A 24259-nucleotide genomic window follows, 5' to 3' on the forward strand; every position below is an offset into this window, starting at 1 on the left:
GGTGTCGCCACGGGCCTCCCGTCCGCCGTCTGGTTCCGTCGAGAGCGCTACGCGACCGCGATCTCGTTGGGCACGCCCGGCAGTGCGTCGCTGGAGGCGACGATCTTGCCGGTGGTCAGGTCGACGGCGTGGACCTTCCGCTCGGCGGGGTCGGTGACGTAGGCGATGTCGTCGGCGACCTTCACGGCGGGGTGGGCGTCCTGCCACTCTGCCGGGCCCTCCCACGCGTCGATCACGGGGAACGAGTCGAGCTGCTCCCCGCTGGTCTCGTCGAAGGTGTGCAGGGCGCCGTCGTCACCGAGGACCACCGCTTCGTCGCCGGGGCCGCGTGCGAGGTCGCGGAATGTGAAGCCGACGCCGTCGGGCATGTCCGCGACGGTGTACTTCCCCGAAGCCGCGTCGATCAGGGCGATCTGGTCGAGCAGGTAGCCCTCGCTGTCCGGGTCGTCGTTGTAGTCACCGACCGCGACCGATGACGTGTCCGTGGTGAACAGGTTGCCGGTGCGGCCGTACTCGGTGGGGGCGTCGAGCTTCTCGAACGCGCCGTCGGCGTAGACGAGGGCGCCGTCGGTGCAGCCGAACACCGCGACCTCACCCGTGACGGCACCTTCGCCGTGCACGTCCGGGCACTGCTCGGACCGGGTGATCTCCTCGCCGTCGGCGTCCAGGGCTCGGACGCCACTGCGGCTCTCCTCGGTGCCGATGGTCGTCAGGAGCGTGCCGTCCTCGAGCTCGATCGCGACGCCGTGGTGGGCGGCCTCGGACTCCGTCGACTCGACCTCGGGCAGCTCGGCGCCGTCGAGCTCGGTGTTGTCGAAGGTCGTCACGTCGCCGGTGCCGTCGGCGAACAGGGCGGTGCGGTCGCCGTGCACGACGGCGTGCCCACCGGTGTCGGCCGGGAAGACCGCGTCGGTGAGGGCCGGGTCCGCTTCGGTGTCGAGCACCCGGAAGCCCTCGGGCACTGTGACGAGCACGTGGCGGCCGTCGCCGGCGGGGTTCACCCGGGTGAAGCCGTCGACGGCGTCGTCGGCCACGACCTGCAGGTCCTGGTCGAGCACGAGCAGGCCGCCGTCGTAGGTCAGCGTGATGCGGGTGCTGTCGGCCTTCGGTGCCGAGGTGCTCTCGGCGTCGGCGGCGTTCGTGGCGCACCCGGTCAGGGCCAGGGCAACGGTGCCGAGCAGTGCGGCCGGCATCGCCGCGGCGCGGAGGGTCTTGGTTCTGGTCATGGGCATAACTGTACTGATTCTCATTCTCATCTAGAAATCGGAGCCGTCAGGCCGTCGACGATCGAGTCGGTGTTCGAGCGCATCATCCCGAGGTAGGTCGACGCGGCGCCGTCCTCGGTCAGGGACTCGGTCGCCAGCGAGCGGATCGACACCTGCACGTCGACCTCGTCCGCCAGGACCTCGGCCAGGCGTGCGGGTTGCGAGGCATCGGCGAAGATCGTCGGGACGCCCGCCTGCTCGATCGCGTCCGCCAGGTCACGCAGGTCGGCGGCGCTCGGGGACGCCAGGGTCGTGCCGCTCGGGATCACGGCACCCACCACCCGGAACCCGTAGCGGTCGGCGAGGTACCCGAACACGTGGTGGTTCGTCACCAGGGCCTTGCGATCGGCGGGGATGGTGTCGAACGCGGCGGTCATGTCGTCGTCGAGGGCATCGAGCCGGTCGGTGAATGCCTCGGTGCCGGGAGCGTCGATGCCGACGGCGTCCAGCTCGTCGTCGAGGGCCTCGACCACGTCGACCATCCGTGCGGGGTCCGTCCAGAAGTGCGGATCGGGGCCGCTGTCGTCGTCGGTGGTCCACTCCAGGGCGTCGATCGCGTCACCGGCGGTGAAGACGGCCACGCCGTCGTCGGCCGCGGCGCGGACGTGGTGGGCCACGCCTTCCTCGAGCCCGAGGCCGTTCTCGACCACGAGGTCTGCGCTCCGGAGTCGCGCCGCCTGCTGTGCGGACACCTCGAACGAGTGCGGGTCGCCGCCAGGGGGCATCAGGACCATGACGTCGACGTCGTCGCCGACGACCTCGGTCACGACGTCGCCGAGGATGTTCGTCGTCACGGCGACGAGTGGACGGTCCGATCCGGTCGTGGTGCAGGCGGCCGTCGTGACGGCGACGGCTGTGGCGACGAGGGCCACTGCCACCGCCCGTGCGGTGCGCCGGACAGGCGTGGTTCCGCTCACAGTCCCACCTCGGCGAACGCGACGGGCGCGAACGGCAGCTCGATGGTGCGGGCCACCCGGGCGCCGTCCGCGAAGTCGATCTCGTGGACGACGTCCCCGGACGGGTCGGCCACGTAGGCGCGCTGCGCGTCGAGCTGCAGCAGCGGCGCACGGTCGCCGTCGACCAGGGGATCAGTCGTCGCGACCTTCCCGGTCGAGGCGGTCACCACGACCACCCGACCCGCGTCGTCGACCGCGACCACGTGCTCGTCCTGGTCGTCGACGGCGACCACCGCACGCAGCGGCCGTTCGGTCGCGACGTGCTGCCACGCGCGTTCCCGCACGTCGAGCAGCCAGAACCCGGTGTCACCCGCGACTCCGGCGACCGTGGGGCGGCCGGCCCGCGCGGCGAAGTCGGTCGGTCGCTCGGCGTCGTCCGGCAGCGCGACGAACGAGTTCCCGCCGGCTTCGTCGACGACGACGGCTCCGTCGGCGCAGCCCACCACGGCGCCGGCGCGGGTGACGATCCCACCAGCGGGGTCGGTGCAGGCCTGTCCGGCGCTGGTCGACCCGGTCGACCCGGTCGACCCGGTCGGCTCTCCGTCGGTGTCGAGGACGCGGACGGTGTCGCCCTCGGTGGCCACCAGGTGCTCGCCGAGCGGCAGCAGCACGCTTGCGTCCAGTCGTGCGGTCTCGTCGAGCTCACCCCGCCCGAGTGCCGCGCGGTCGAGCACCACTGCTTCGCCGCGTTCCGGCCAGGCGATCGTGGTCATCGTCTCCGAGGAGTGCACCTGGACCGGGCCGCCGCCCTCGAGCGTCCCGACGACGCGCGGCTCGGCGGCGTAGTAGTGCGTGTGGTCGCCGTGGTCGACGGTCCAGGAGCCGCCGTCGACGACCGTGGTGCGCTCGCCGTCGCTCGTCACGAGGAACCGGCCGTCGGTCGCGGCGTGCTCGGCCGCGTCGACGCGGTCCAGGTCGGTCGTCTCGCCGGTGAGCAGGTCGTGCAGCGCCGTCTCGCCGGTCGCAGCGACGGCCAGGAGGCCCAGCTGGGGTTCCTGGGACTCGGTCGCGCCCGCCACGTACCCGTGTGGAGCCGTGGTCGCGCTGGGGCCGTCGGCCTGCGGCGCCGAGGTGGTGGAGCACGCCGTGGCGGTCAGGGCGAGGCCGGTGGTCAGGCCCAGGGCGCCCAGGCGTCGTCGGAGCCGTCTGCGTGCGCGGTCGGTGGTCGGGTCGTGGTTCATGGTGCCTCTCGTGCTGGTGCTCGGACGGGGTGGTCGACCGGGCGGTCGACGGGTTGTGCGTCGGTCCGTGCGGTGGTGCGCGCGACCCCGCGGACGACGGCGGCGGTGGCGCGGGACAGGGCGACTCCGGCGACGGCGACGGCCGCGATGCTGGCGCCGGCGGCGGTGCCGGCGTGCCAGGAGACGAGCAGCCCGACCAGCACGGCGACGACACCGAGCACCGCGCCGAGGAGCATCGTCGAGGCCACGTGCTTCGTCCAGGCGCGGGCCGCTGCGGCGGGCGCGAGCAGCAGTCCGACGACCAGCAGGGTCCCCACCGCGCGGTAGGACGCCACGACGGCGAGCGTGACCAGGCCGATGAGGACCACCTCTGCGAGCCGTGGGTGCAGGCCGAGCGTCGCGGCCTTGCGGACGTCGAACGCCAGCGCGGTGAACGGCCGGTGGAACACGGCGGCGACGACCAGTGCGACGGCGACCGCGATCGCCAGTCCGCCGAGGTCGGCGCGGGTGACGGCGAGCACGTCGCCGAACAGGATCGCGGTGACGTCGGTGGCGAAGGACCGCGATGCCGACACGATGATGACCCCGAGCGCGAGCATGCCCACGAAGAGCAACCCGATCGAGGTGTCGTACGACAAGCCACCGCGTCGTCGCAGCGCCCCGACGCCGAACACCATCACCCCGGCACTCACGGCGGCACCGAGCACCGCGGGGACTCCGGTGAGGGCTGCGATCGCGACGCCGGGCAGCATGCCGTGCGACAGCGCCTCGCCCAGGAACGCCATCCCGCGCACGAGCACCCACGTCCCGACGACGGCGCACAGCACCGCGGCCAGGGAGCCGCCGGTCAGGGCACGCACCATGAAGTCGACGGTGAAGGGATCGGTCAGCCAGCTCACGATCCGAGACGCTACATGAAAACGAGTATCGATACTGATAGCGTGCTCAGGTGCCCGCGACCGATCCGATGCCCTCCGTCCGCCTCGAGCAGGTGACCGCCCTGCGCGGGGAGCGGACCGTCCTCGACGGCCTCGACGCGGCCTTCCCGGCCGGCCGGGTCACCGCGCTGACCGGACCCAACGGGTCCGGCAAGTCGACGCTGCTCGACGTGGTGGCGGGCGTGCTGCGGCCGACCGCCGGGCGCATCACGGGCCTCCCGTCCGACGGCGTCGCCCACGTGAGCCAGTCCGTCCCGCCGACCACGCTCCCGCTCACGGTCCGCGCGGCCGTCGCGATGGGCCGGTGGCGTCACCGGGCCTGGTGGCGTCCGCTCGGACGTGACGACCGCGCCGTCGTCGACGCGCAGCTCGAGCGGATGGCGATCGCGGACCTGGCCGATCGCCCGCTCGACGCGTTGTCCGGTGGGCAGCGGCAGCGCACGCTCGTGGCACTCGGGCTGGCGCAGCGGGCGCGGGTGCTGCTCGTCGACGAGCCGACGGCCGGCGTCGACGCGGCATCCGCGGCGCTCGTGGTGGCGGCGCTCGCCGCCGAGGCTGCCGACGGCGTCGTCGTCGTGCACGCCGCACACGACCCGGTGGCGATCGCTGCAGCCGACGCCGTTGTCACCCTGCCCGCGCCCTGACGGCGCGGGTGCCGTTCAGGGGCAGGCGACGGCGACGGAGCCCGTCGAGGTCGTCACCGGCGCCGGTGCCGGAGCCTCGTCGGCGACCGGCGCTGCGCTCGAGCGGCGCAGCCCGAGGGAGACGAGCACGATCGCTCCCACGACGGCGACCCCTCCGGACAACCAGAAGTCCGCGGCGAGCCCGAACGACGACACCGCTGCGCCGCCGAGCACCGACCCCGCGGCGATCGCGAGCTGGATGGTCGTGACGAACAGCGCGAGCCCGGTCTCGGACCCGGCGGGCGACGCCGTGGACATCCACGTCTGCATGCCGAGCGGCAACGCACCCCAGACCAGCCCCCACACCACGAGCAGCACGAACACCCCGACGACGGAGTGCGCGAGCAGGGGGAGCAGGACCACGGCGACCGCGAGGGCGACCTTCGACACGCTGATCGTCCCGAGCACGCTCCGCCCCAGGGTGAAGCCGGCGGCGAAGTTCCCGACGATCCCCGCGACGCCGAACACCAGCAGCGCAAGCGTGACGGTGTCCGGGCCGACCCCGACCAGGTCCTGCAGGTACGGGGCGATGTACGTGTACGCGGCGAACTGGGCGGCGAAGAGGAACGCGGCGGCGATCAGGCCGACACGGGCGCGGGGGACGCGGAGCAGTGAGCCGAGCGTCGCGAACCGGACCTGCTGCTGCGCGGGGATGCGCGGCAGCATCGCGAGCTGCAGGACGAGCGCGACCAGACCGAGCACGCCGCCGATGACGAACGCGAGCCGCCAGGTGGCGAGCGACGAGACGAGGGCGCCGAGCGGCAGGCTCACGACCGTCGCGACCGAGACGCCGGCGGTGATGAGCGAGGTCGCCCGGATCGTGGCGGCCGGCCGGACCAGTCGACCGGCGATGCCGGCGCCGATCGCCCAGAACCCGCCGATGCCGACGCCCAGGAGCATGCGCGCCACGAGCAGCACACCGAACGAGGGCGCGATCGCCGCGAGCCCGTCCGCCACCACGAGCAGCACGGTCAGTGACACGAGCACGACGCGGCGGTCCACGCGCGAGGTCAGGACCGTGACGACCGGCGCCGCGACGGCACCGACGAGCCCGGTGGCGACGACCATGAGCCCGGCCGTGCCGATCCCGACGTCAAGGTCGGCGGCGATGGCGGGCAGGAGTCCGATCGGCAGGAACTCGGAGAGCACGAGGACGAAGGATCCGAGTGCGACGGACGTGACACCGAGCCACCCGCGGCGCTCTGCTGACGAGGTCATGGGTTCGTCAAGCAGCGCCGGTCGCGGGCCATTCCCGCGTGTCGTGTCGTTGCTCGCCGGCTACCGGCACGGTGCGGCCCGACGCCACCGACTCCTGCGCGGCGAGCACGATCGACAGGGTCCGCAGCCCGACGTGCACGTCCGGCTGCGGCTGCACGCCCGACCGGACGGCGTCGACGAACGTCCGGAGCATCACGGCGTCGGGGTCGGCACCGTAGCGGGACTCGATCGGCAGCCCGGTCTCCGCGACGATCCCGCGCGCAGCCGCCCCGAAGAAGTCGAGCGACACCGTGCCGCCCGTCCCGGCGACGTCGAGCGTCAGCCCACCCCACACCGCCGAGGTGTCCGGCTTGCTCCACGAGCAGTCGATCGCAGCGACGACGCCGTTCGCGTACGTGATCGTGACGAGTCCGGCGGTCTCCGCCTGTGCCCGGGCCGCGTGCAGCGTGCGGTTCGCCACCGCGGTCACGGTGACGGGTGCCGACCCCATCAGGCCCTCGAGCAGGTCCGCGATGTGCACGACGTGGTCGACGATCGCGCCGCCGCCGGACAGCTCGGGCTCGGTGAACCACGACCGGGTCAGGGGGAGCATGCCGTTGTTCGCGCCGCGGACCGAGAACAGCTGCCCGAGCGCTCCGGAGTCGTGTGCGGCGCGGAGCTTGTCGAACGCCGAGGTGAACCGCACCGGGAACGCCACCATCAGCATGACGCCCGCCGCGTCGACGGCGTCGCGGATCGCGAGGCCGTCCGCCCACGTGGTCGCGAGCGGCTTCTCGCACAGGACGTGCGCACCGGCGGCGGCCGCGGCCTCGACGAGTTCGCGGTGCCGGGCGTTCTCGCTCGTGACGACGACGGCGTCCGGGCCCCAGGCGAGCAGCTCGTCGTACGTCTCCGCGTAGGCGACTCCGAGCTCGTCGGCCAGGTCGCGGCCGCGCAGCTCGATGACCGCCTCGCCCGTGCTGACGCCGTCCGGGTCGGCACCGCGGACCTCGACCCCGGGCATCGCGGCGAGGGCGGCGATGTAGCCGATCGCGTGGGTGTGGGCGAACGACATCACGGCGATCTTCAGAGCGGTCATGCGCGAGCCCCCGTCGTCAGGGACACCGGCTGCCCGGTGTCCATCGACTCGAGTGCCGCGTTCGCGATCCGGACCGCCTCGGCGCCGTCCGCCGCCGTCACCCGTGGAGCGGCACCGCCGGCGAACGCCCCGAGGAACTCGGCGAGCTCGAGTCCGTACGGGTCGTCGGCGGGGTCGACCTCGGGCAGGAAACCGTCCGCGGCGTCGGGCACCGCGAGGTCGGCGACGTAGTCCTGTTCGTCGAGCGACCGGTGCGCCAGGCTGCCGCGCGTACCCGTCACCGAGTACTCGGTCGAGAACGCGAGGTGCTGCGGTCCCCAGATCCCGGCGACGTGACTGATCGCCCCGGACTCGTGCGTGAGCAGGACGTGTGCCGCCTCCACCGGCTCGGCCTCGGTGCCGGCACGGACGCCGACCGCCGACACCGTGGTGACGGGTCCGGCGACCCAGCGCGCGATGTCGAGGTCGTGGATCATCTGGTCCATCACGATGCCGCCGGACAGCGCCCGGTCGGCGAACCACGCGGTGCGGATCGGGAACGCCCCGGAGCGCACGAACCGCAGGACCGCCAGGTCGCCCAGGAGGCCCGTGGTGACGGCGTCGTGCAGGCGCACGTACGCGGGGAAGAAGCGCACCACGTGGGCCGGGAAGAGCTGTCGGCCGGCGTCCTGCGCGCGGGCCACCAGGTCCGCAGCGTCGGCGTCGGTCCGGGCGAGCGGCTTCTCCGACACGACGTCCTTGCCGGCGGCGAGTGCGGCGCGCACGACCTCGGCGTGGGCGAAGGTCGGCGTCACCACGTCCACGACGTCGACGGCGGCGAACAGGTCGTCGAGCGAGTCGACGACGGTGATCGAGGAACCCGCGGCGGCTGCGGCCGGGGCGAACGCCGCCGCGAGCTCCGGTGCGCCGGCCTGCGCGTACACGACGACCGGGCCGAGCCGGAGCAGGCCGGGCATGTGCGCGTGGGCGATGCCACCGGCGCCGACGAGGCCGATCCGGGGAGGGGTCGGGGGCATCGGGGCTCCTTCGCGGGGTGGGCCGGTCGACGGTGACGGGGACGACGCCATGCTACCGAGCCTCCGGTCGGAGGGCAGTGCTCAGGCGGAGCCACGCCAGGCCCCCTCGGTCGGCCTTCCACTTCATGGTCGAGTCGAGGTCAGAACCCGATGGCCAGATTTTCTGAGATAGTGGCACAAGTCAGAAAATCTGGCGCAGTTGTTCTGAGGTCTGGAGGCAGGAGTGTCCACGAGCACCTGGCCCGCGCTGGAGTACGAGCAACTCGACTGGGAGCGGCGTGATGCCGACTACGGTCCTCGTGCCGCTCGACGCAGCACGGTGCGCGAACAGTACCTCGCCGCCGTGCCGCCGCACATCTCCACGGCCGCCCTCCGGCTGAGCGACGAGGTGGCGACGCTGGTCGACGAGGCTTCGACGGCGCTCGTGCGCTTCGACGGCGAACTCGGTGGCGAGGTGGCACCGTTCTCGTCCCTCCTGCTGCGGTCCGAAGCCGCGGCGTCCTCGCAGATCGAGCACCTGACGGCCAGCGCCCGACAGGTCTTCGCTGCCGAGATCGGTGCTCCGGGCAAACGCAACGCCACGGCGATCGTCTCCAACACCCGAGCCATGCGCACCGCGATCGAGTTGTCCGATGAGTTGACCGCGGACACCGTGCTCGCGATGCACGCGGTGCTGATGGACGGCGATCCCCACCACGACGCCGGAGCGTTCCGGCAGGAGCCCGTCTGGATCGGCACGGACGGACGCTCCCCGGTCGGTGCCGACTACGTCGCTCCGGCCTGGCAGCGTGTCCCGGCGCTGATCGACGACGTGATGGCGTTCGCGCGGCGCCTCGACCTGCCGCGGTTGGCGCAGGTCGCGGTGGCGCATGCTCAGTTCGAGACGGTCCACCCGTTCACCGACGGGAACGGTCGCACGGGGCGTGCCCTGCTGCAGGCGATGCTGCGCTCGAACGAGCTGACCCGGAACGTGACGGTTCCCGTCTCGGCAGGTCTCCTGACCGACACGGACGGCTACGTCGAGGCGCTGACGGCGTACCGCCGCGGTGCCGTCGAGCCGATCATCCGACGGGTGGCGGAAGCGTCGTTCACCGCCATCGGCAACGCCACGGAACTGGTCGACGACATCCAGCGGATCCGTCAGGGCTGGCGCGACCGCGTCGATGCTCGGAGCGATTCGGGCGTCTGGGCCGCACTCGACGTCGTCGCGCGGCAGCCGGTGCTGAACGCGACGGTGCTCGCTTCCCAGATGGGGATCGAACCGCGGAACGCGTACCCGCACCTCCAGAAACTCGTCGGAGCAGGGATCCTGGTGTCGAAGAACGAGTACCAGCACGGGGTCCTGTACCGCAACGACGAGGTCCTGGCAGCGCTCGACGCCTTCGCCAGGCGGGCCGGGCGTCGCGGCTGATGCGGGCTCGGTGTCAGGCGTCGAGGGCGCGTCGCGCGGCGGCCACGACCTCGGCATCGGTCACGAAGTGCGCGGAACCGTCGTCGGCGCCGCCCATCGGGACCCCGGCGTGGGCGCTGCCCGCTGCTGGGCGCTTGGCGGACAGGTGCACGGCAGCTGCGCCCGTCGCGACCAGGGCCGGCACGTCGGCCGGGGTCACACCGGCACCGGCCATCACCTGGACGGGTCCGGCGGCGTCGACCATGCGCGCGATCGTCGTCGCGCCCGCACCGGCCGTGGGCGCGGCGCCCGAGGTCAGGACCCGCGTGAACCCGAGGCCCGCGAGCGTGGCTGCTGCGGCGACCGGGTCCACCGCGTGGTCGATCGCCCGGTGCAGGGTGATCTCGGCGGTCGTGCTGACCGAGCGGGCGGCGTCGACGAAGCGGCGCAGGGCGTCCTCGTCGAGGGTCCGGTCCGGGCGCAGCGCACCGACGACGACGCCGGCGGCACCGGATCGCAGGACCGTCCGGACCTCGCGCACCATGAGCTCGACCTCGTCGGGGGTGTGCACGAACCCGCCGGGGCGACACCGGACCAGCGCGTGCGCCGGGATCCCGGTCTCGTGGGTCGTCTCGACCAGGGCCTGCGACGGGGTCAGCCCGCCGAGCTCGAGCCCGACGCAGAGCTCGACCCGGTCGGCCCCGCCGTCCCGTGCGACGACCGCACCCTGCGGCGAGGTGACCGCGATCTCGAGTGCAACGGGCGAAGGGGTCATGCAGAGGCTCCGAGTGGCTGGTCCGAGGCCGGGATGATCCTGGCGGTCAGGTCCGGGGCCTCGGGGAACACTCGATCGTAGGGGAACATCGGCCGTTCGATCCTGTGGTGCCCGAGGCGCAGCAGGTCCTGGTCGACACCACCCGGGGTGAGCGCGAGCATCCAGTCGGCGGCCATGTCGAACAGCTCCGGCTCGAGGTACCCGATCTTCACCACGACGACGTCGGCCTGCCGTGGTGCCAGGTCGAGGTCGGTGAAGTCGTGCTCGTGGTGGTACGGCTTGCGCAGCTTCGTCAGGATCGCGAAGACGCTGCCGACCTGCAGCACGACCTCGGTCTCGGCGTCGCGGTCGCCGTGCTTGATCGCGTGGACCCGGCCGGTCATGGTGATCGGTCCGGCGTGGACGTCGTCGACCTCGGCTCCCGCGGTCACGGTGACCGTCGCGCCGACCCCCGCCGCGACGGCCGTGGCGACCGCGGCGGGTCCGGGGACGCTCGCGTAGACCAGGGTGGGGCCGTCGGCACTCGCGAACGCCGGGTTCGCGAGCACCTGCGTCAGTCCCCAGGTCATGTCGCCGGAGCCGCCCGCGGTGGGGTTGTCGCCGGAGTCGGACACGAAGTACGGGTGTGCGGCACCGGGTGCGAGCGCGGCGGCGAGGCACTCGTCGAACGTGCCGGTGGGTGCGACGAAGACGAAGTCCTCGCGGACGTCCCAGAAGGCACGGGCGAGGCGCTCGGCCCCGGCGGCGACGGCGGCCTCGTCCCACCCGGTGACGACGGTGACGGCCTGGTCGCGGGGCTGGTCCGCCCAGGCGTAGCCGACCCAGATCGCCGCGTCGAGCACGCCGTCGGTCTGCTCGACGAGCGGCACCTGGGCGTACAGCGAGGCGGCGGGTTCGAGGCGGGTCGAGGTCTGCTCGCCGGGCAGCAGGACGGGGATCGGGATCCAGGCCTTCACCGGGCGCTGGTCTCCGGCGGGACGCGTGGTGAGCACGTCGACCAGGTTCCGGACGGCACGTTCCTTGGTCTCCATGGCGTCCTCGTGCGGGGCCATCCGGTAGCAGGTGACGAGGTCGACCTGGTGGGCGAGCTCGCGCGTGACGTTGCCGTGCAGGTCCATCGACGCCGACACGACGACGTCCGGGCCGATCACCGCACGGATCCGGCCGAGCAGGTCCGCCTCGGCGTCGTCGAGGCCCTCGACGACCATCGCGCCGTGGATGTCGTACCAGAGGCCGTCCACGTGCTCGGCGTCGACGATCGCGCGCAGTCGCGTGACGATCTCGGCCGCGAGCTCCTCGTACGACGCCCGGTCCACGATGCCGCCGGGTAGTGCGTGCCCGATGAGCGCCCCGCGGAAGTCCGCCGCCTCCGACATCGCGGACAGGAACGGGTACCGCGCCACGACCTCGTCGCCACGGTCCGGGTGGAACGCCGGCGCGTGGGTGCGGGTGGGGGTGAAGGTCGACGTCTCGATGGCCAGTCCGGCGATGGCGACGACCGGACGACGGGCACCGGCGGGGACGGCGGGGGTGGCGGACACGGTCTCAGACACGGACGCTCCTGTTCCTGGTGGTGGACTGCGGGATGGGGGTGGACAGTTCCTCGAGCGACGCGGCGAGGCCTCGCTGCAGGGCGAACTGCCCGGCACCGACGAGCCCGGCGTCGGCACCGAGCGACACCGGCTCGATGGCCAGGTGCTGCGTCATGAGCGGGTGGCAGCTCTCGTAGAGCTGACTGCGTACCGCAGCGATGAACGGGTCGAGGGTGGAGAGGATGCCGCCCAGGTAGACGGCGTCCGGGTTGAAGAAGTTCACGTTGGCCGCGAGCACCTCACCGAGGTACCGACCGGCCAGGCGCACGGCACGGGTGGCCTCGGGATGGGCGTCCGAGGCGAGTCGGACGACGTCGGCGGTCGAGGAGACGTCGACCCCGGCGCCCGACAGGATCCGCACCAGGGCAGCTCCGGACGCGACGGTCTCGAGGCACCCGGTGTTCCCGCACGAGCACGGGGTGTCGCCGGCGGCGTCGATCCGCACGTGGGTGATGTCCCCGGCCGAACCCGTGGACCCGCGGTACAGGCGGCCGTCGATGACGATGCCCGCGCCGATCGCCGATCCGGCCTTGATCGTGATGGTCTGCCGGCGTCCTGGAGGCTGCACGCTCTGCTCGCCGGCGGCCATGCAGTTCGCGTCGTTGTCGACGATCGCCGGCAGGCCGAAGCGGTCGGACAGCCAGGCGGCCACCGGGAACCCGTTCCAGCCCGGCATCCGGCTCGGCAGGTCGACGACACCGGCCTCGACGTCGACGGGACCGGGCAGGCTGAGCCCGACCCCGCGCAGACCGGCGCGGCCACGGTCGTCGGCGAGCCGCTCGAGCAGGCCGGCCAGTCGCTGCAGGCCGGCGGTCGGACCGTCGGAGAGTGCGAACGGGACGTTCGCGACCGACTCGAGCGCGCCTCCCGGCAGCACGATCCCGACCCGCGCGTGCCCGCCGCCGACGTCCGCGGCGACCGCGTACTCGTCGACGCCGCCGATGCGGAGCACCTTGCGGGGGCGTCCGCCGGTCGAGACGTCGGTGCCTTCTTCGGCGAGCAGCCCGTGCGACAGCAGCTGGGTGACGACGTGCGACACCGTCGACGGAGCGGCGCCGAGCAGCGTGGCGATCTCGGTGCGACTCGCGGCCTGACCCGACGCGACGAGTTCGAGGACGCGAGCAGAGAGGTCCGTCACGACTTTCTCCAATCCGGGGGAAACGACGGTCGAACCGACCGAACACCCGGAGCCTAACCGGCGGAACGGCCCGTTCACCCTTTCGTCCAAACGGCAGAAACGCAGTTTTTACACGAAGATGTTTGTTTTTCCAACGGCTTTGGCCATTGACTGTGTCCGTGCCGCTCGGCACGCGTGCTCCACCTCCCCAGAACTCCCACGCACCAGGAGACACACATGACCAAGCCCCGCCGTTGGGCGCTCCTCACCGGAGCAGCGATCGCCGTGAGCGCCCTGCTCGCCGGATGTTCCGGGGGCGGTTCCGCCACCTCGAACGCGAACCCGGACGAGATCGACTACGCCCTCCCTGCGAACTTCACGCCCAACTGGATCCTGCCGATCGGCACCGCCGCGCACCTCAACACGAACAACGGCTCCATCGCGCAGTCGCTGTACGAGCCGCTCGTCGCGTACGACGGCTCCACCGGCAAGATCGCGTGGAACAAGGACGGGTCCGTCGCCACGGACGCGGAGTTCGCGGACGACGGCAAGAGCGTCGAGATCACCCTCGGTGACCGGCACTGGTCCGACGGCGAGGCGATCACCAGCCGCGACGTCGAGTTCTGGTTCAACCTGATCAAGGCGAACAAGGACCAGTGGGGCTCGTACTCGAAGGGCAAGGCGCCGGACAACTGGACCGCCTTCAAGACCGTCGACGACACCCACTTCACGATCACGTTCGACAAGGCGTACAACTCGGACTGGATGCTCGCCAACCAGCTGAGCCACATCATCCCGCTGCCGCAGCACGCCTGGGACAAGACGAGCGCGAGCGCGAAGGTCACCGACGCCGACGAGACCACCGCCGGCGCGAAGCAGGTCTGGAAGTACCTGAACACCGCGGCCGGCAAGATCTCCGACTACGCCACCGACGACCTGTGGAAGACCATCTCCGGTCCCTACGGCGTGAAGGCGTTCACCACGGCCGGCAAGGTCACCCTCTCCGCGAACACGAAGTACGACGGCGGCGAGAAGCCCTCGATCACGACCGTCAACCTGCTGCCGTTCACGACGGCCGACGCCGAGGTGAACGCGGTCCGTTCCGGCGAGGTCGACTACGGCTACATCAACGCCACGGACATGGACCAGGAGTCCTCGTTCACGGCGAAGGGCTACGAGGTCGAGCCGTGGACCGGCTGGGCCATCACCTACATGCCGTACAACTTCAACAACCCGGACATGGGCGCCGTCTTCAAGCAGCTGTACGCCCGCCAGGCCGTGCAGATGTCGATCGACCAGAAGTCCCTGTCGAAGGTCGTCTTCAACGGCACCGCCACCTCGACCTACGGCCCGATCCCGCAGGCGCAGGAGTCCGACTACGTCTCCGACGTGCAGAAGGACAACCCCTACCCGTTCAGCACGTCGAAGGCCAAGGACCTGCTGACCAGCCACGGATGGGAGGAGCAGGGCGGCACGATGGTCTGCACCGACCCCGGAACGTCCGACAGCCAGTGCGGCGAGGGTGTGAAGGACGGCACGAAGTTCACCATGGGTGTGCTGTCGCAGTCCGGTTCGACCGTGACCGACAACATGATGAGCGCGATCCAGTCCTCGCTCGCGAAGACCGGCATCGGCTTCACCATCAAGACCGCGCCGGTGTCGAGCGTGCTCTCGCAGACCCCGACCTGCACGAGCGACGAGGCCAGCTGTGACTGGGACCTGTCGTTCTTCGGCACCGCGGGAAGCTGGTACTTCCCGGCCTACCCGACCGGTGAGTCGCTCTTCCAGACCGGTGGTTCGGCGAACTTCGGCAGCTACTCGAACAAGCAGGTCGACGACCTCATCGACGCGACCACCACCTCGACCGACGCCACCGCCGTGCAGGACTACAGCGCCGCGGTCGCGAAGGACCTGCCGGTGATCTGGCTGCCGAGCCCCGACTACCAGATCTCGGTCGTCAAGAAGGGCCTGTCCGGGTTCGACCAGGACTCGCTCGCCAACTTCCACCCGGCCCAGTGGAAGTGGACCAAGTAGGAACGTGACCACGGACGGAAGGCGCGGTGTGCGCTCGACGCGCACCGCGCCTCCCGTCCGCTCCGACGCAACAACCCAGACGACGGAAGCCGCATGACCACAGTCCTCTACCTCACCAGGCGCGTCCTGCAGGCGCTCGCGGTGATCCTCATCGTCACGATCGTGGTGTTCTGCCTGCTGTACGCGCTGCCCGGCGGACCCGCCCGCGGTGTCCTCGGCGTCTCCGCGACGCCCGCGCAGATCACCGCGTTCAACCAGGCGCAGGGACTCGACCAGGCCCTGCCGGTACAGTACCTGCGGTTCCTCGGCCGCCTGCTCACCGGTGACCTCGGCACCTCGTACACGCTCAACGAACCGGTGTCGCAGCTCATCGCCGAGCGCCTACCGAAGACCCTCGTCCTCACCGGCATCTCCGCCGTCCTCGGCCTCGTCATCGCGATCCCGGTCGGCATGCTCCAGGCCGCCCGCCGCAACGGCGCGGTCGACTACGCCGCCACCGCGCTGGCCTTCGTCTTCTACTCGACGCCGGCCTTCTTCCTCGGCCTCATCCTGATCATCGTGTTCAGCCAGCAGCTGCCGTGGCTGCCGTCGCAGGCGCCGAGCGGCACCACGCTCGCCGAGGTGTTCCAGGACCCCGCCGGGCTCGTCCTGCCCGTCGTCACCGGAGCGCTCGCGATGATCGCCGTGTTCAGCCGGTACATGCGGGCCTCGACCCTCGAGAACCTGCAGGAGGACTACGTCCGCACCGCCCGCGCCGGTGGCGCCTCGACGATGACGATCCTGCGCCGGCACGTGTTCCGGAACTCGCTGACGCCCGTCGTCGCGATGCTCGGCTACTACCTGCCCGTGCTGTTCGGCGGTGCCCTGGTCACGGAGCAGCTGTTCAACTACCCCGGCATGGGGCTCCTGTTCTGGAACGCGGCGCAGTCGTCGGACTACCCGACGCTGCTCGGCTGCGTCCTCGTCATCTCCATCGCGACCGTCATCGGCACCCTGCTCGCCGACGTCGCGCAGTCCCTCATCGACCCGCGAGTGAAGGCGAGCCGCGCATGAGCGCCGTGACAGTCATCGACACTGCGTCCACCCATGACGTGAAGGCGGACCGAGCATGAGCGCCGTACAACTGGCACCCGAAGCACCGGGCGCTCCCGTCACCGTCGCGGCCACCGGGTTCCGGCTCGCCGCCCGCCGGTTCCGCGGCAACACGCTCGCCGTGATCGGCCTGGCCGTGATCGTCGTCATCGTCCTGTTCTGCTTCGTCGGGCCGTTCCTGTACCCGACCGACCAGACCCACACCCTGCTCGAGCAGGCCAACCAGGGACCGAGCGCGGCGCACTGGCTCGGCACCGACGCCGTCGGCCACGACGTGCTCGGCCGGCTGATGTACGGCGGCAAGGTCTCGCTCATGGTCGGCATCGCCGCCGGGGTCCTGGCCACGGTCGTCGGCACCCTGTGGGGTTCGGTCGCCGGCTACGTCGGCGGCTGGGTCGACGCGCTGATGATGCGCGTCGTCGACGCGGGCATCGCGATCCCGGCGCTGTTCATCCTGCTCGTCATCTCGGCCATCACGACCCCCGGCGTCGCCGGGCTCATCCTGATCCTCGGGTTGGTGTCGTGGTTGGTGCCGTCTCGCCTGATCCGCGCCGAGACCCTGACGCTGAAGAACCGCGACTACGTGCTCACCCTGCGCGCGATCGGCGGCTCGCACGCCCGCGCCATCGGCAAGCACCTGCTGCCGAACTCGGTGTCCACCATCGTCGTCGCCGCGACCTTCCAGGTCGCCGACGCGATCCTGCTCGTCGCCTACGTCTCGTACCTCGGCCTCGGCGTGCAGCCGCCCGCGACGGACTGGGGCGGCATGCTCTCGGCGGGACTCACCGCCGCGTACTCCGGACGCTGGTGGCTCATCGTGCCACCGGGTCTGGCCGTGATCCTGATCGTCTGCGCGTTCAACGCCGTGGGCGACGGACTCCGGGACGCCTTCGACGTGAGGGGCCGCTGATGACCACCGAACCGATCCTGCGGACGACCGACCTCGGCGTCTCGTTCAGCACCGAGTCCGGCACGGTGTCGGCCGTGCGGGGCGTGTCCCTGACGGTCGCGCCCGGCGAGACGCTCGCCCTGGTCGGCGAGTCCGGCTCCGGCAAGTCCACGGTGGCGCTCGCCGCGATGGGGCTGCTCTCCGGCAACGCGACCGCGACGGGCAGCGCCGAGGTCGCGGGGCACCAGGTGGTGGGCGCGTCCGAACCGTCGCTCCGTGCACTGCGGGGCTCGACGGTGTCGATGGTCTTCCAGGAGCCCGCGACCGCCCTCGACCCGCTCACCCGGGTCGGCGCACAGATCGCCGAGGTGATCCGGAACCACCGCGACGTCTCCGCGTCGGCCGCCGCGGCCGAGGCCGTCGACCTGCTCCGCCGCGTCGGCATCCCCGACCCCGAATCGCGCACCCGGTCGTTCCCGTTCCAGCTGTCCGGCGGGCAGCGGCAGCGCGTGGTGATCGCGATGGCGATCGCGAACTCGCCGAAGCTGCTCATCGCGGACGAGCCGACGACCGCGCTCGACGTGACCGTGCAGGCCGAGATCCTCGAACTGCTCCGGAAGCTCGCCGTCGACACCGGTACGGGCGTCCTGCTCGTGACGCACAACATGGGCGTCGTCGCGGACTTCGCGGACCGCGTCGCGGTCATGCTGCAGGGCGAGATCGTCGAGACCGGCAGCGTCGAGGACGTCCTGCTCCGTCCGGAGCACGAGTACACGAAGCGGCTGCTCGCCGCGGTGCCGCGGCTCGACGTGGCGGGCGACCGTCCCGCCGCTGCGGTCGACACGAGGTCCGCTGACGCGGTGGCCGGGAGGCCCGGTGCGGCCCCGGTGGTCGACCTGCGGGACGTCACGGTGACGTTCGGGCGCGGGGCGCGCGCCGTCCACGCGTTGCAGGGGATCGACATCGCCGTGCACGCGGGCGAGACGGTCGGCCTGGTCGGCGAGTCCGGCTCCGGCAAGTCCACCGCTGCCCGGGTGGCGCTCGGGCTCATCACGCCGACGTCCGGCACGGTCTCGCTGTTCGGGCAGGACCTGCGCAGCGCCAAGGGTCGTGACCGGCGGGCACTCCGGTCCGGCATCGGCGTCGTGCTGCAGGACCCGGTGGCCTCGCTCGACGCTCGGATGTCCGTGGCGGAGTGCATCGCCGAACCGCTCGCCGTGCACCGCCGTGGCATGTCGTCGGCGGACCGTCGCCGCCGGATCGACGAGGTGCTCGACGCCGTCCGGCTGCCGCGGTCGCTGGCGTCCCGGGCCCCGCGTGAGCTCTCGGGTGGGCAGCGCCAGCGGGTCTCGCTGGCCCGTGCCCTGGTGCTCGAGCCCCGGTTGCTCGTCGCCGACGAACCGACCTCGGCGCTCGACGTCAGCGTGCAGGAGACCGTGCTCGAGGTCCTCGGCGAACTGCAGGACGACCTGGGCTTCGCGTGCCTGTTCGTCTCGCACGACCTGGCCGTGGTGCAGCACTTCGCCGAGCGCGTCGTCGTGATGCGCCAGGGGGTCGTCGAGGAGCAGGGCACCACCGGCACGACGCTCCTGCACCCCACCACCGACTACACCAGGCGCCTGCTCGCCGCCGTGCCGGTGCCGGACCCCGTCCTGCAACGGCAGCGGCGGACCGAGCGCCTCGCCTCGCTCGCGGCGGTGACCGCGTGACCCGGGTGATCGCCGGCGTCGACGTCGGCGGCACGAACACCAAGGTCGTCCTGACGACCCCCGACCTCGAGGTCGTCGACCGCGTCGACCTGCCGACGCCCGCCCACGCGGGCGGGGCGGCGATCGTGACGGCCGCCGTCGGGGCGGTGACGGGCCTGCTCGTCCGGCACCGGGCCTCCTTGGCGGGTGTCGGGGTGGGCGCGGCCGGCGTGGTCGACGCGGCCACGGGCACCGTCCTGGTGACGGGCAACTCGTTCACCGGTTGGGCCGGTTACGGCGTGACCCGCGCGGTCAACGACGCCCTCGGCGTGCCGGCGACGCTCGACAACGACGTGAACGCGTTCCTGCTCGGCGAGATCGCCACCGGCGCGGTCGCGGGGGAGTCCGACGTGCTCGGGATGACCCTGGGCACCGGAGTCGGCGGCGCGTTCGTGCTCGGCGGACGGCTGTTCGCGGGGCCGCGCGGTGCCGCCGGTGAGATCGGCCACGTGCCGGGCTTCGGCGACGCGCTGTGCACCTGCGGACAGGTCGGACACCTCGAGACCATCGCGGGCGCCCGCGGCATCGCCGACCGGTACGCCGAACGATCCGGCCGGCGGCTGTCGGCGCGCGACGTCGCGGTCGCCGCACGTGCCGGTGACACGGACGCCGCTGCCGTGTTCCAGGCCGCGGGGTGGGGGCTGGCGCGCGCTGCCCTGCTCACCGCGGGCATCCTCGACGTCACGACGATCGTGATCGGCGGCGGCATCGCGCGGTCGTGGGACCTGCTCGAACCGGCCATCACCGCGGCGATCGCGGCCGAGCCACCGGTGAGCGGCGCGACGATCCGCTTGGCGCAGTCGACCCTCGGGTCGGACGCCGTCGCGCTCGGCGCCGCGTCGCAGGTGCGCGCGCTGGTGCTCGAGGCCGAGCCGGCGTAGCGGCCGGCTCGGCGGCAGCCGGGGTCAGCGCACCCAGACGACGATGCCGCGCAGGTCGTGCAGCACGGCCGCCAGGCCCGCACGCAGCGCGCGGTCGGCGCGCTCCTCGGTGAAGGTGGACGGGTCGTAGTGGCTCGACGGCCCGAGTCCTTCGCCGCGGAAGCCGCCGCCGGTCCAGTCCGCGGCCGTCACGTTCGACGTCGGCTCGGCGATCTCGGCGCCGACCACCAGGAACTGCTGGTGCAGCGCGGTCGGCGACACCGCGGCGAGCGGGTCGACCATGTGGTTGCCGACGCTGATCACCAGGTCGGACCGCTCGTCGATCGCCCGGGTGACCGCCGCGATCCGGTCGTCGGCGTCCGTCGCCGACACCGTCGTGACGGTGACGTCCTCGTCCGCCGCCCACGACGAGACGGCGTCGAGCAGGGTCCGGGTCGGAGCGTCCTCCGCGTCGCCGGCGTCCGACAGGAGCACGACGTCGTAACCGTCGGGGGCGTGCACCCCGGACCACGAACCCGGCTCCGGGTGGATGGTGGCCTCGGGTGCCGGCGGCCGCGTCGGGTCGGAGAAGCCCGCGCCGAGGGCACCGGCCGTGGCGTGCGCCGTCGCCGACGTGCCGGTGCCGGCGTCGGTTCCGGCTCCTGCGTCGGTCCCGCCGGGCGTCGCCGAGCACCCGGCCAGCACGGCGGCGCCGGCGCCGACGAGGGCGACGGCGGTCAGCAGGACGGTCGTCCGAGCGGCGAGGCGGGTCACTGCATCATCGAAACACGTCGGTTCGCCCCACCGGGCCGACTCCGGCGGCTGTCCGACACCTGTCCCACTGCTGGTCACCACCTGTTCACCTGCCGGTCGTCCGAGGGCCGGATCGTCTGCGCGTGCCTTCCGGAACCTCCGTCGCGCTCCTGCGCCCCCGCCCCGTCCGTCCGTCCCGCCCGTCCGCGCTGATCGCGCGGGTCGTCGGCGTGATCCTGCTGCTCGGGGTGGTCGTCGTCGGCGTGCTGGCCGGTGCGTCACCGGCGTCGGCGCACGGCTTCAGCTCGGTCGTCTACGCGAAGGTGACGTCGACGGAACCGACCGTCGTGCACGCGGAGCTCGGGCTCGAGTACGACCTGATGCTCGTGTCGGTCGCCACCAGCGAGCACGACGACGCGTTCCACACGCAGGGGCAGGCGGCCTGGGACGACGGCGACTTCCCCGGGATGGTGTCGGCGGCCGAGGCGCACACCGACGCGCTCGGGAAGTACGTCACCGACCGGTTCTCGGTGACGGGGGCCGGCGGGCAGCGCTGCACGGGCGTGCTCGGGAAGACGGTGACGGTCGACCTGCAGGACGAGGTGCCGTACGCCCACGTGACGGCCGACTTCACCTGCCCCGAGCCGTCGGAGACGCAGACCGGACACGTCGTCCGGTCGACGCTCTTCCCGGACAGCGAGACCTTCGTGCGCGACACCGAGACGATCGTCACCTACGACGTCGACGCGAAGCAGGGGTCGGCGACGCTCGACGCCTCGCAGCCGTCGTTCTCGACCGAGCAGTCGGCCGGGCAGCGCTTCTGGGAGTTCTTCCGCCTCGGTGCCGAGCACCTGCTGACCGGCATCGACCACATCCTGTTCCTCGTCGCGCTCATCGCCGGGTCACGGCGCCTGCGCGAGGTGGTCTACACCGCGTCGGCGTTCACCATCGCGCACTCGATCACGTTCATCCTCGCCGCGCTCGGGGTGGTGAGCCCGCCCGCGATCGTCGTCGAGCCGCTCATCGCCCTGTCCATCGCCGCCGTGGCCGGCTGGTACCTGTGGCGGCTCTGGCGGCGCCGGTCGCGGGCGGACGAACTCGTGGTCGGTACGCACGGGCACTTCTCGCTCGACCGAGCCGGCTGGACGCGCCTGGCCGTCGTCTTCGCGTTCGGGCTGATCCACGGACTCGGGTTCGCCGGGGCGCTGGGCATCCACGAGGCGTTCTCGTGGCAACTGCTCGTGTCGCTCCTCATCTTCAACGTCGGCATCGAGGCGGTGCAGCTCGCGATCATCGTCATCGTGTTCCCGCCGCTGTCCCTCCTGCGCCGGAAGGCCCACCGAGTCTCGCTCTGGGTCACCGGAGCCGTCACCGCCGGGGTGTTCGTGATGGGGATGATCTGGTTCGTCGAGCGCCTCGCTGCAGGATGACCACGACTTGTCACTCAGCGTTTACCAAGACGTTTCGCAGTGCATGCAGAGTCTTCCGTGCTGCACCATCCCACGTCTGAGAAACGGACCACCATGAGTCTCCTGTCCGGCGCCACCACACGGCGCAGATCCACCACCCTCCGCGTGTGCGGAGCCGTCCTCGGGGCCGCGCTCATCGCCGGCGCCTCGATGGTCGGCACGAACGCCGCCTCCGCGGCGACGAACACCCCCACCACCAACATCTCCACCGGCGGCCCGATCCACATCCTGCTGGGCGTCGGTGCCACCGAGAGCCAGCGCATCGCCTCGTGGTACTTCCCGACGAACGTCGCGCAGTCGCTCGAGATCCAGAAGACCGCGTCGATGACCGACGGGGTCTTCACCGACGCCAAGTCGACGATCGCCGCGTCGAAGGCCGCGAACACCGCCGTCGACACGAGCACGACGGACTCGAACACGAAGAGCATCGACGGCATCGCCGCCGAGTCGGGCTACATCAACGCCCACGCCACGATCTCGGACCTCGAGCCGAACACCTCGTACACGTACCACGTCGGTGCGGCGGACGGGTCGGCCTGGTCGGCGTCGTACACGTTCACCACGAAGAGCTTCTCCGGCGACTTCGACTTCCTGTTCTTCGGTGACCCGCAGATCGGTTCGTCGGGCTACGTCGACGACGACGGCGCGGGCTGGGCGGACACGCTGAAGTACGCCACGACGACCGAGCCGGACGCCGAGCTCCTGGTCTCCGGTGGCGACCAGATCGAGCACGCCAACAACGAGTACGAGTGGGGTGCGTTCGCCGACAGCAGCGACGTCCTCAAGCGCTACCCGTGGGCCTCGACCATCGGCAACCACGACGTCGGCGGCAAGGCGTACGAGCAGCACAACCAGGTGCCGAACTCGCTCAAGGTGCCGGACTTCTACCCGGGTGGCAACACCACCGCGAACTCGGGTGGCGACTACTGGTACATGTACAAGGGCGTCCTGTTCATCGACATCAACTCGAACGCCTACGCGGCCGGATCGGACGCTGCCCACGTGAACTACGTGCGCGACGTCATCAACCGCTACGGCGACGACGCGAAGTGGACCACGCTGGTCTACCACCACTCGATCTACTCGCCGGCCGACCACGCGAACGACAAGGACAACCAGCAGCGCCGGTTCGACTTCACGCGTGCGTTCTCCGACATGGGCGTCGACCTCGTCCTGCAGGGCCACGACCACTCCTACTCGCGCAGCTACGCGATCAAGAACGGCAAGAAGGCCAACGTCAACGAGCAGCCCGCTGCTCCCGAGGTCTTCTCCGGCCCCGGCGGCGTCATCTACATGACGGCGAACTCGGCCTCCGGCTCGAAGTACTACGACCTGACCACTCCGGACGCCACCCAGAGCGGCTACGGCGCGGACCCGCTCGACCCGACGGGCAAGCGCCACTGGGCCAACTCGGTCGAGAACCAGGAGCACGTCCGCTCCTTCGTCAAGGTCTCGGTCACCGACGAGAAGCTCTCCGTGCAGGACATCCGCGCCGGCGACTGCACCACGCTCAACTCGGCGGTCCAGCACGGCAACGTCGACAGCTGCGGCGTGACGCTCCAGCCGACCGCCACCGCCGACCCGGCCGCGATCGGTTCGACCGTCGACCAGTTCGACCTGCACGCCACGCTGCCGGCGACCACCACGACGCTCGCCGTCTCCGCCGCGTCGCAGACCTTCAACGCGGCGAAGCCGGCCACGGTCACCGCGACCATCGCCGGTGGCATCGGCAGGCAGCAGGGCACGCTGACGGTCTCGGACGGCAAGAAGGTCCTCGGTACCGTCCCCGTCAAGAACAGCACCGCGACCATGACGCTCCCGAGCGCCCTGGCCATCGGCTCGCACTCGCTCACCGCGAAGTTCGTCAACGCGGACTCGACCTTCTCGGGCACCGACTCGGCGACGGCGAAGGCCGCCACCGTCACCGTCACGAAGGCCCCGTCCCGCACGGCGCTCAAGTACAGCGGCGGCAAGGCGACCGTCCAGGTCAAGGCCACGGGCTTCACCGTGAACGGCACCGCTCGGATCTACCAGGGCACGAAGCGCCTGGCGACCGTCACCGTCGAGAACGGCAAGGTCACCTCGGCGCTCGCGCTGAAGAAGGGCACGCACAAGCTGCACGCCGTCTTCGCCGGCACCGACACCCTGACGACGAGCACCAGCCCGGTGCAGTCGATCGTCATCAAGTAACACCAGCGCACCAGC

The 24259-nt window shown here is 71.6% G+C and carries 20 protein-coding genes; 9 read left to right on the forward strand and 11 right to left on the reverse strand.

The annotated features are described in order from the left end of the window. Positions 1–47: 47 nt before the first annotated feature. Genes DEJ14_RS01170 through aztB form a run of 4 tightly spaced genes read right to left on the reverse strand, consistent with a single transcriptional unit; the run spans position 48 to position 4301 of the window. Positions 48–1226 carry a hypothetical protein gene (locus tag DEJ14_RS01170; RefSeq protein ID WP_111086494.1) on the reverse strand — a complete coding sequence of 393 codons (1179 nt, stop codon included), beginning with the start codon at positions 1224–1226 and terminating at the stop codon, positions 48–50. Between the two features lie 26 nt (positions 1227–1252). Further along, positions 1253–2182, reverse strand: coding sequence for a metal ABC transporter substrate-binding protein (locus DEJ14_RS01175; RefSeq protein WP_111086456.1), 930 nt, complete (start codon positions 2180–2182; stop codon positions 1253–1255). Further along, positions 2179–3402: an ABC transporter gene (locus tag DEJ14_RS01180; protein ID WP_111086455.1), complete on the reverse strand. Its 1224-nt coding sequence runs from the start codon at positions 3400–3402 to the stop codon at positions 2179–2181. The genes DEJ14_RS01175 and DEJ14_RS01180 overlap by 4 nt, the downstream gene beginning before the upstream one ends. Then, the gene (aztB, locus tag DEJ14_RS01185) at positions 3399–4301 is read right to left on the reverse strand and encodes a zinc ABC transporter permease AztB (protein ID WP_258373351.1); all 903 of its coding nucleotides are present in this window, start codon (positions 4299–4301) and stop codon (positions 3399–3401) included. The genes DEJ14_RS01180 and aztB overlap by 4 nt, the downstream gene beginning before the upstream one ends. 50 nt (positions 4302–4351) lie before the next feature. Between aztB and aztA the strand changes: the two genes are divergently transcribed. Continuing rightward, complete coding sequence (gene aztA / locus DEJ14_RS01190; RefSeq protein ID WP_258373350.1) at positions 4352–4984, forward strand: zinc ABC transporter ATP-binding protein AztA; 633 nt, start codon at positions 4352–4354, stop codon at positions 4982–4984. 15 nt (positions 4985–4999) lie between these two features. On the opposite strand, the gene DEJ14_RS01195 is transcribed toward aztA, so the two are convergent. From DEJ14_RS01195 to DEJ14_RS01205, 3 genes are read right to left on the reverse strand one after another with little or no spacing between them, the layout of a single operon-like run. Next, on the reverse strand, positions 5000–6241 hold the full coding sequence (locus DEJ14_RS01195; RefSeq protein ID WP_111086454.1) for an MFS transporter: 1242 nt from the start codon (positions 6239–6241) through the stop codon (positions 5000–5002). A 7-nt stretch (positions 6242–6248) separates the two neighbouring features. Then, positions 6249–7319, reverse strand: a complete 1071-nt coding sequence (locus DEJ14_RS01200; protein WP_111086453.1) for a Gfo/Idh/MocA family protein — start codon at positions 7317–7319, stop codon at positions 6249–6251. Then, complete coding sequence (locus tag DEJ14_RS01205) at positions 7316–8335, reverse strand: Gfo/Idh/MocA family protein (RefSeq protein ID WP_111086452.1); 1020 nt, start codon at positions 8333–8335, stop codon at positions 7316–7318. Before DEJ14_RS01205 ends, DEJ14_RS01200 begins: the two co-directional genes overlap by 4 nt. Positions 8336–8558: 223 nt before the next feature. Here DEJ14_RS01205 and DEJ14_RS01210 point away from each other — a divergent pair, with 223 nt between their 5' ends. Then, positions 8559–9746 carry a Fic family protein gene (locus tag DEJ14_RS01210; RefSeq protein ID WP_111085917.1) on the forward strand — a complete coding sequence of 396 codons (1188 nt, stop codon included), beginning with the start codon at positions 8559–8561 and terminating at the stop codon, positions 9744–9746. Positions 9747–9759: 13 nt separating this feature from the next. Here the strand turns inward: DEJ14_RS01210 and DEJ14_RS01215 are convergent, their stop codons facing one another. The 3 genes from DEJ14_RS01215 to DEJ14_RS01225 are packed head-to-tail and all read right to left on the reverse strand — an operon-like array spanning position 9760 to position 13230. After that, positions 9760–10500 carry a copper homeostasis protein CutC gene (locus DEJ14_RS01215; RefSeq protein ID WP_111085916.1) on the reverse strand — a complete coding sequence of 247 codons (741 nt, stop codon included), beginning with the start codon at positions 10498–10500 and terminating at the stop codon, positions 9760–9762. Continuing rightward, on the reverse strand, positions 10497–12053 hold the full coding sequence (locus tag DEJ14_RS01220) for a M81 family metallopeptidase (RefSeq protein WP_258373309.1): 1557 nt from the start codon (positions 12051–12053) through the stop codon (positions 10497–10499). Before DEJ14_RS01220 ends, DEJ14_RS01215 begins: the two co-directional genes overlap by 4 nt. Next, positions 12046–13230 (reverse strand): ROK family protein, encoded by a 1185-nt coding sequence (locus tag DEJ14_RS01225; protein WP_111085915.1) that lies wholly within the window; start codon positions 13228–13230, stop codon positions 12046–12048. Before DEJ14_RS01225 ends, DEJ14_RS01220 begins: the two co-directional genes overlap by 8 nt. A 216-nt stretch (positions 13231–13446) precedes the next feature. Between DEJ14_RS01225 and DEJ14_RS01230 the strand changes: the two genes are divergently transcribed. The 5 genes from DEJ14_RS01230 to DEJ14_RS01250 all read left to right on the forward strand — a co-directional run bounded on the left by DEJ14_RS01230 (position 13447) and on the right by DEJ14_RS01250 (position 19853). Beyond that, entirely contained in the window at positions 13447–15243 is a 1797-nt protein-coding gene (locus tag DEJ14_RS01230) for a peptide ABC transporter substrate-binding protein (RefSeq protein WP_111085914.1), read from the forward strand. 93 nt (positions 15244–15336) lie between these two features. Further along, the gene (locus tag DEJ14_RS01235; protein ID WP_111085913.1) at positions 15337–16296 is read left to right on the forward strand and encodes an ABC transporter permease; all 960 of its coding nucleotides are present in this window, start codon (positions 15337–15339) and stop codon (positions 16294–16296) included. Between the two features lie 55 nt (positions 16297–16351). Continuing rightward, complete coding sequence (locus DEJ14_RS01240) at positions 16352–17245, forward strand: ABC transporter permease (protein ID WP_111085912.1); 894 nt, start codon at positions 16352–16354, stop codon at positions 17243–17245. Then, entirely contained in the window at positions 17245–18933 is a 1689-nt protein-coding gene (locus DEJ14_RS01245) for a dipeptide ABC transporter ATP-binding protein (protein ID WP_111085911.1), read from the forward strand. Before DEJ14_RS01240 ends, DEJ14_RS01245 begins: the two co-directional genes overlap by 1 nt. Then, the gene (locus tag DEJ14_RS01250; RefSeq protein WP_220036441.1) at positions 18930–19853 is read left to right on the forward strand and encodes an ROK family protein; all 924 of its coding nucleotides are present in this window, start codon (positions 18930–18932) and stop codon (positions 19851–19853) included. Before DEJ14_RS01245 ends, DEJ14_RS01250 begins: the two co-directional genes overlap by 4 nt. Positions 19854–19877: 24 nt before the next feature. On the opposite strand, the gene DEJ14_RS01255 is transcribed toward DEJ14_RS01250, so the two are convergent. Further along, positions 19878–20606: a type 1 periplasmic-binding domain-containing protein gene (locus DEJ14_RS01255; RefSeq protein WP_111085910.1), complete on the reverse strand. Its 729-nt coding sequence runs from the start codon at positions 20604–20606 to the stop codon at positions 19878–19880. 122 nt (positions 20607–20728) lie between these two features. On the opposite strand from DEJ14_RS01255, the gene DEJ14_RS01260 reads away from it, so the two are divergent. Together DEJ14_RS01260 and DEJ14_RS01265 are read left to right on the forward strand one after the other, a co-directional pair. Beyond that, entirely contained in the window at positions 20729–22015 is a 1287-nt protein-coding gene (locus DEJ14_RS01260; protein ID WP_111085909.1) for a HupE/UreJ family protein, read from the forward strand. Positions 22016–22108: 93 nt separating this feature from the next. Next, complete coding sequence (locus DEJ14_RS01265; RefSeq protein ID WP_220036440.1) at positions 22109–24244, forward strand: Ig-like domain repeat protein; 2136 nt, start codon at positions 22109–22111, stop codon at positions 24242–24244. Positions 24245–24259: the final 15 nt, after the last annotated feature.

This window comes from Curtobacterium sp. MCJR17_020 (assembly GCF_003234365.2).
GTDB lineage: Bacteria > Actinomycetota > Actinomycetes > Actinomycetales > Microbacteriaceae > Curtobacterium.